This is a genomic window from Thermohalobaculum sp., assembly GCF_058622915.1.
Window position 1 is genome coordinate 1 of record NZ_JBZSYN010000066.1, and the last position, 4,756, is coordinate 4,756.

Below are 4,756 nucleotides of genomic sequence, written 5' to 3' on the forward strand. Positions count from 1 at the left end.
GTACTCGGCGGTGACCCAGCCCAGCCCGCTGCCCCTGAGCCAGGGCGGCGGCTTGGCCTCGATCGAGGCGGTGCACAGCACGTGCGTGTCGCCGGCGCGGATCAGCGCCGAGCCCTCGGCGTGGCGGGTGACGCCGGTCTCAATGGTGACGGCGCGAATCTCGTCGGCGCGGCGGCCGGATGGACGCATAGGTAGCCTCCCTCGGTGGTGGTCGGCGCCCGTTTAGCGAACCGCGCCGTGGGCGTCCAGCGCCGCACGGGCGCGTTGACCGGGCAATCCGCGGTCATTACCTCTAGCAGCGACCGATTTTCACGCGGAGCGGCAGCACCACGGATGGCCGAGAGCTCCACCAGCCTCGACGACCTGAACGAGCGCAGCCGGGTGATCTTCCGGCAGCTGGTCGAGACCTATCTGGCCACCGGCGAGCCGGTCGGCTCGCGCACGTTGGCGCGCGCGACCGGCATGGGGCTGTCTCCCGCGACCATCCGCAACGTCATGCAGGACCTCGAGGAGATGGGCCTGCTCGGCAGCCCGCATGTCTCGGCCGGCCGGGTGCCGACGCAGATGGGCCTCAGGATGTTCGTCGACGGCGTGCTCGAGATCGGCGACATCTCGGTGGCCGAGCGCACCCGGATAGAGCGCTCCATTGCCGGCCATGCCGACGACATCGGCGGCATGCTCGACGAGGCGGGCACCCTGCTTTCGGGCCTGTCGCACTGCGCCAGCCTGATCTACGCGCCCAAGCTGGAGGCGCCGATCCGGCATGTCGAGTTCATCCCGCTGGCCCATGACCGGGCGCTGGCGATCCTGGTCACCGCGGACGGGCAGGTGGAGAACCGCCTGTTCCACCCGCCGCCGGGACTGACGCCGGCGGCGATGGTCTCGGCGGGCAACTTCCTCAGCGCGCATCTCAGGGGCCGCACGCTGTCGGAGGCGCACGAGGTGATCCAGCGCGAGATCGAGGCCTCGCGCGCCGAGCTCGACGCGCTCGCCGCCAGCCTGGTCGAGCGCGGCGTGGCGCTGTGGAACGAGGACCAGTCCGGCCTGCCCGAGCGCCTCATCATCCGCGGCCGCGCCAACCTGTTGGAGCCCGGCCAGGCCGAGGAGGAGATCGAGCGCATCCGGCTCCTGTTCGACGACCTTGAAACAAAGCGCGACATCGCCCAACTCATCGACCTGGCCGAGCAGGGCGACGGCGTGAAGGTGTTCATCGGCTCCGAGAACAAGCTATTCTCGCTCTCGGGGTCGTCCCTGGTGATCTCGCCCTACACGGATGCGCGGCGGCGGATCATCGGCGCCATCGGGGTGATCGGGCCGACGCGACTGAACTACGGGCGGATCGTGCCGATCGTGGACTACACCGCCCGCCTCGTCGGCCGGGTACTGGCCGGGGATGGCGGCGGCAATCAGGCGAAGGAGAGGCTAGGCGAGTGATGTCGAAGCACAAGGCAAAGAAGGCGGAGACCGGGACGGCGGACAGCGGCGGGGATGCCGACCACGCGGCGGAGCTCGAGGCCGCGCAGGCCGGCGCGCCCGACTCGCACGGCGAGGCGCTTGACGCCGACGCGGTCGCCCGGCTCGAGGCCGAGGCCGCCGAGCTCAGGGACCGGCTGCTGCGCGCGCTCGCCGAGTGCGAGAACGTGCGCCGCCGCGCCGACCGCGAACGGCAGGAAGCGGCGGAGTATGGCGGCACCAAGCTCGCCCGCGACCTGCTGGCGGTCTACGACAATCTGGAGCGCGCGCTGAGCCATGCCGACGAAGCGTCGCGCGAGACGGCCGGCCCGCTGATCGAGGGCGTCGAGCTGACCCGGCGCGAGCTTCTCAACGCCTTCGCCAAGCACAAGATCGAAAAGTTCAGCCCCGAGCGCGGCGCCAAGTTCGACCCGCATTTCGAGCAGGCCATGTACGAGGCCCCGGTCCCCGGCGCCAAGCCCGGCACGGTGATCGAGGTGATCCAGGCCGGCTTCACCATCGCCGGCCGGCTGCTGCGCCCCGCGCTGGTCGGGGTCGCCAAGGCCGCTCCGGCCGAGCAGGCGGCCGGGGCCGAGGCGGGCGCGGGCCCGGGCGACGGCGCGGGCTGAGGGCCGCCCCGGACGCTGGCGGCCAAGCGGGGCGGCCAAGCGAGGCGGCCAAGCGGGGCGGCCGAGCGGGGCGGCCAAGCGGCACAGGCCGGGCCCGCCCAGACGCCGGGCAATCCGCGCCGCGCACAGCGATGCCGATTCGCAGACCTTAGCGATTTCAATATGTTACGCGGCTGTGCAATGTGCATACCCGCGGCGTGGCGCGCTCAGGCGCTCTTCACCACCCTCAGCGTCAGGTTGATCCGACCGCCCTCGGGCAGAAGATCGTCCCGGCCGAAATAGACCCGCTCGATGCCGTGATAGGCCAGCCGCGCCGGCCCGCCCATCACGACCACGTCGCCCGAGCCCAGCACCACGCTCTCGCTCGGCCCCTTGCGGCTGGTGCCGCCCATGCGAAAGCGCGCCGGGTCGCCGAGCGAGATCGAGACCACCGGCGCGGCGAAGCCCGCCTCGCCCTCGTCTGCATCGCGGTGCATCCCCATGCGCGCGCCCTCGCCGTACCAGTTGACCAGGCAGCAGTCGGGCGCGTCCGCCCAGCCCGAGACCGCCCGCCAGACCGCCAGCACGCTCATGGGGATCGGCGGCCAGGGCCGGCCGGTCTCGGGGTGGGCGGCTGCATAGGCATAGCGCCCGCGCTCGATCACCCAGCCCAGCCGGCCGGCCGCGCTCATGCGCACGCTCATCGGCCGGCCCCAGGGCGTGACCGGCCGCACCAGCGGCGCCGCGGCGATCACGGCGCGGATGTCCGCGGCCATCGCCTCCTGCGCCGGGCGGTCGAGGAAGCCGGGCGTCAGCCGGAAGCCCATGATCTCGATGTCGTCCTCGCGGCACATGCTCGGCCTTTCCTCGGGCGCGCCCGTCTTTCCGCGTTGCTCCGGCCGACTCGCGGGTCTATCGTCGGCGCGGATGGTTCGAAGCGGGGGGCGCCTGACCATGCTGCATCGTCTCTTTGTGGCCGTTGGCCTCGTGGCCGCCGCGGCCAGCCTCGGCGCCTGCAGGACCACCGGCGTGGTCAAGCAGGTGCTCGGTACGTCCCTGGGCGGCACCTACGACTACTCCTCGCTGCGGCTGCCGCTCGACGTGAAAACGAGCCACAGCGTCGTCGTCGCGGTGATCGACGACCGGCCCGCCGTCGTCAAGGGCGACAAGTCGCCCGCCTTCGTCGGCACCATTTCCGGACGCTACCGCAACGACGTCGACGTCACCACCAAGTCCAACGAGCCCCTCGCCGGCGTGATCGCCGACGCCATCACCGCCGGCCTGCGGGCGCGGGGCGTCACCGCCAGCGCCGTGCCGACGGTGAAGCCGGGCGCCGACCCGCAGGCGCTGGCCGCGGCCCGTGCCGCCGGCGCCGAGCGGCTTCTGGTCGTGCACATCGGCGCCTGGCAGACCCACGCCGTCGTGCGGGTCGAGGCGAAGTGGCAGTTCGAGGCGGACGTGTTCGACCGCTCCGGGAAGCTTTTGGGCCAGCGCCGGACCCAGGGCGCGGAGACCATCGGCACCGCGGGATTCGACGAGAAGACCAACGAGCTGGCGGTCGCGGCGCTGCGCCAGCACCTGGTCTACCTGATCGGCGACCCGGCGATCACCAGGGCGCTGGAGGGCCCGTGAGGCGACGGCCGGCCCGGCCCGTTGCAGCCCCGCCGGCCGCTGCCTATATAGCCGCCGGGAACACAATGTGAGCCTCGGACCCGCAACGGGACCGCAGTCAGGGGGCCGTGTCCGGACCCTGCAGCCGATCGCCAAGAGAGGGAATTGACTATGTCGAAAGTCATCGGAATCGACCTCGGAACCACGAACTCCTGCGTCGCCGTGATGGAAGGGTCGCAGGCCAAGGTCATCGAGAACGCCGAGGGCGCGCGCACCACGCCCTCGATGGTCGCCTTCAACCAGGAGAGCGAGATGCTGGTCGGCCAGCCGGCCAAGCGCCAGGCGGTGACCAACCCCGAGGGCACCATCTTCGCCGTCAAGCGCCTGATCGGGCGCCGCCACTCCGACCCGACGGTCGAGAAGGACCGCAAGATGGTCCCCTACCAGATCGTCCAGGGCAACAACGGCGACGCCTGGGTCGAGGTGCGCTCGAAGAAGTACTCGCCCAGCCAGATCTCGGCCTATGTGCTGCAGAAAATGAAGGAGACGGCCGAGCGCCATCTCGGCGAGAAGGTCGAGAAGGCGGTCATCACGGTGCCCGCCTACTTCAACGATTCCCAGCGCCAGGCCACCAAGGACGCCGGCAAGATCGCCGGTCTCGAGGTGCTGCGCATCATCAACGAGCCGACCGCCGCGGCGCTCGCCTACGGGCTCGACAAGAAGGGCGACAAGACGGTCGCGGTCTACGACCTCGGCGGTGGCACCTTCGACATCTCGATCCTCGAGATCTCCGAGGGGCTGTTCGAGGTCAAGTCGACCAACGGCGACACCTTCCTCGGCGGCGAGGACTTCGACATGCGCCTCGTCGGCTACCTCGCCGACGAGTTCAAGAAGGAGCAGGGCATCGACCTGCGCAACGACAAGCTCGCGCTGCAGCGCCTCAAGGAGGCCGCCGAGAAGGCCAAGATCGAGCTGTCCTCGGGCACCCAGACCGAGATCAATCTGCCCTACATCACCGCCGACTCCTCGGGCCCCAAGCACCTGACCATGAAGCTCAGTCGGGCCAAGTACGAGAGCCTGGTCGA

At 70.8% G+C, this 4,756-nt stretch carries 5 protein-coding genes and 1 pseudogene; 4 read left to right on the forward strand and 2 right to left on the reverse strand.

Going from position 1 to position 4,756, the window contains the following annotated elements; all coding sequences use genetic code 11:
* Nucleotides 1-189: pseudogene (locus AC32QD_RS05540) on the reverse strand (ribonuclease PH); the annotation flags it as partial.
* Nucleotides 190-333: 144 nt separating this feature from the next.
* Here AC32QD_RS05540 and hrcA point away from each other — a divergent pair.
* Complete coding sequence (hrcA, locus tag AC32QD_RS05545) at nt 334-1,434, forward strand: heat-inducible transcriptional repressor HrcA (protein ID WP_492009487.1); 1,101 nt, start codon at nt 334-336, stop codon at nt 1,432-1,434.
* Complete coding sequence (gene grpE / locus AC32QD_RS05550; RefSeq protein WP_492009488.1) at nt 1,434-2,081, forward strand: nucleotide exchange factor GrpE; 648 nt, start codon at nt 1,434-1,436, stop codon at nt 2,079-2,081. Before hrcA ends, grpE begins: the two co-directional genes overlap by 1 nt.
* Nucleotides 2,082-2,287: 206 nt before the next feature.
* Here grpE and AC32QD_RS05555 read toward each other — a convergent pair whose 3' ends face one another.
* Entirely contained in the window at nt 2,288-2,914 is a 627-nt protein-coding gene (locus AC32QD_RS05555) for an alpha-ketoglutarate-dependent dioxygenase AlkB family protein (RefSeq protein WP_492009489.1), read from the reverse strand.
* Nucleotides 2,915-3,014: 100 nt separating this feature from the next.
* On the opposite strand from AC32QD_RS05555, the gene AC32QD_RS05560 reads away from it, so the two are divergent.
* Complete coding sequence (locus tag AC32QD_RS05560) at nt 3,015-3,692, forward strand: hypothetical protein (protein ID WP_492009490.1); 678 nt, start codon at nt 3,015-3,017, stop codon at nt 3,690-3,692.
* A 150-nt stretch (nt 3,693-3,842) separates the two neighbouring features.
* The coding region (locus AC32QD_RS05565; RefSeq protein ID WP_492009491.1) for an Hsp70 family protein at nt 3,843-4,756 on the forward strand (914 nt) is incomplete at its 3' end.

Excerpts from the sequence above, each read along its gene's own strand:
- grpE (WP_492009488.1), top strand. The coding sequence starts at position 1,434 with ATGTCGAAGCACAAGGCAAAGAAGGCGGAGACCGGGACGGCGGACAGC.
- AC32QD_RS05560 (WP_492009490.1), top strand. The coding sequence starts at position 3,015 with ATGCTGCATCGTCTCTTTGTGGCCGTTGGCCTCGTGGCCGCCGCGGCC.
- AC32QD_RS05555 (WP_492009489.1), bottom strand. The coding sequence starts at position 2,914 with ATGTGCCGCGAGGACGACATCGAGATCATGGGCTTCCGGCTGACGCCC.
- hrcA (WP_492009487.1), top strand. The coding sequence starts at position 334 with ATGGCCGAGAGCTCCACCAGCCTCGACGACCTGAACGAGCGCAGCCGG.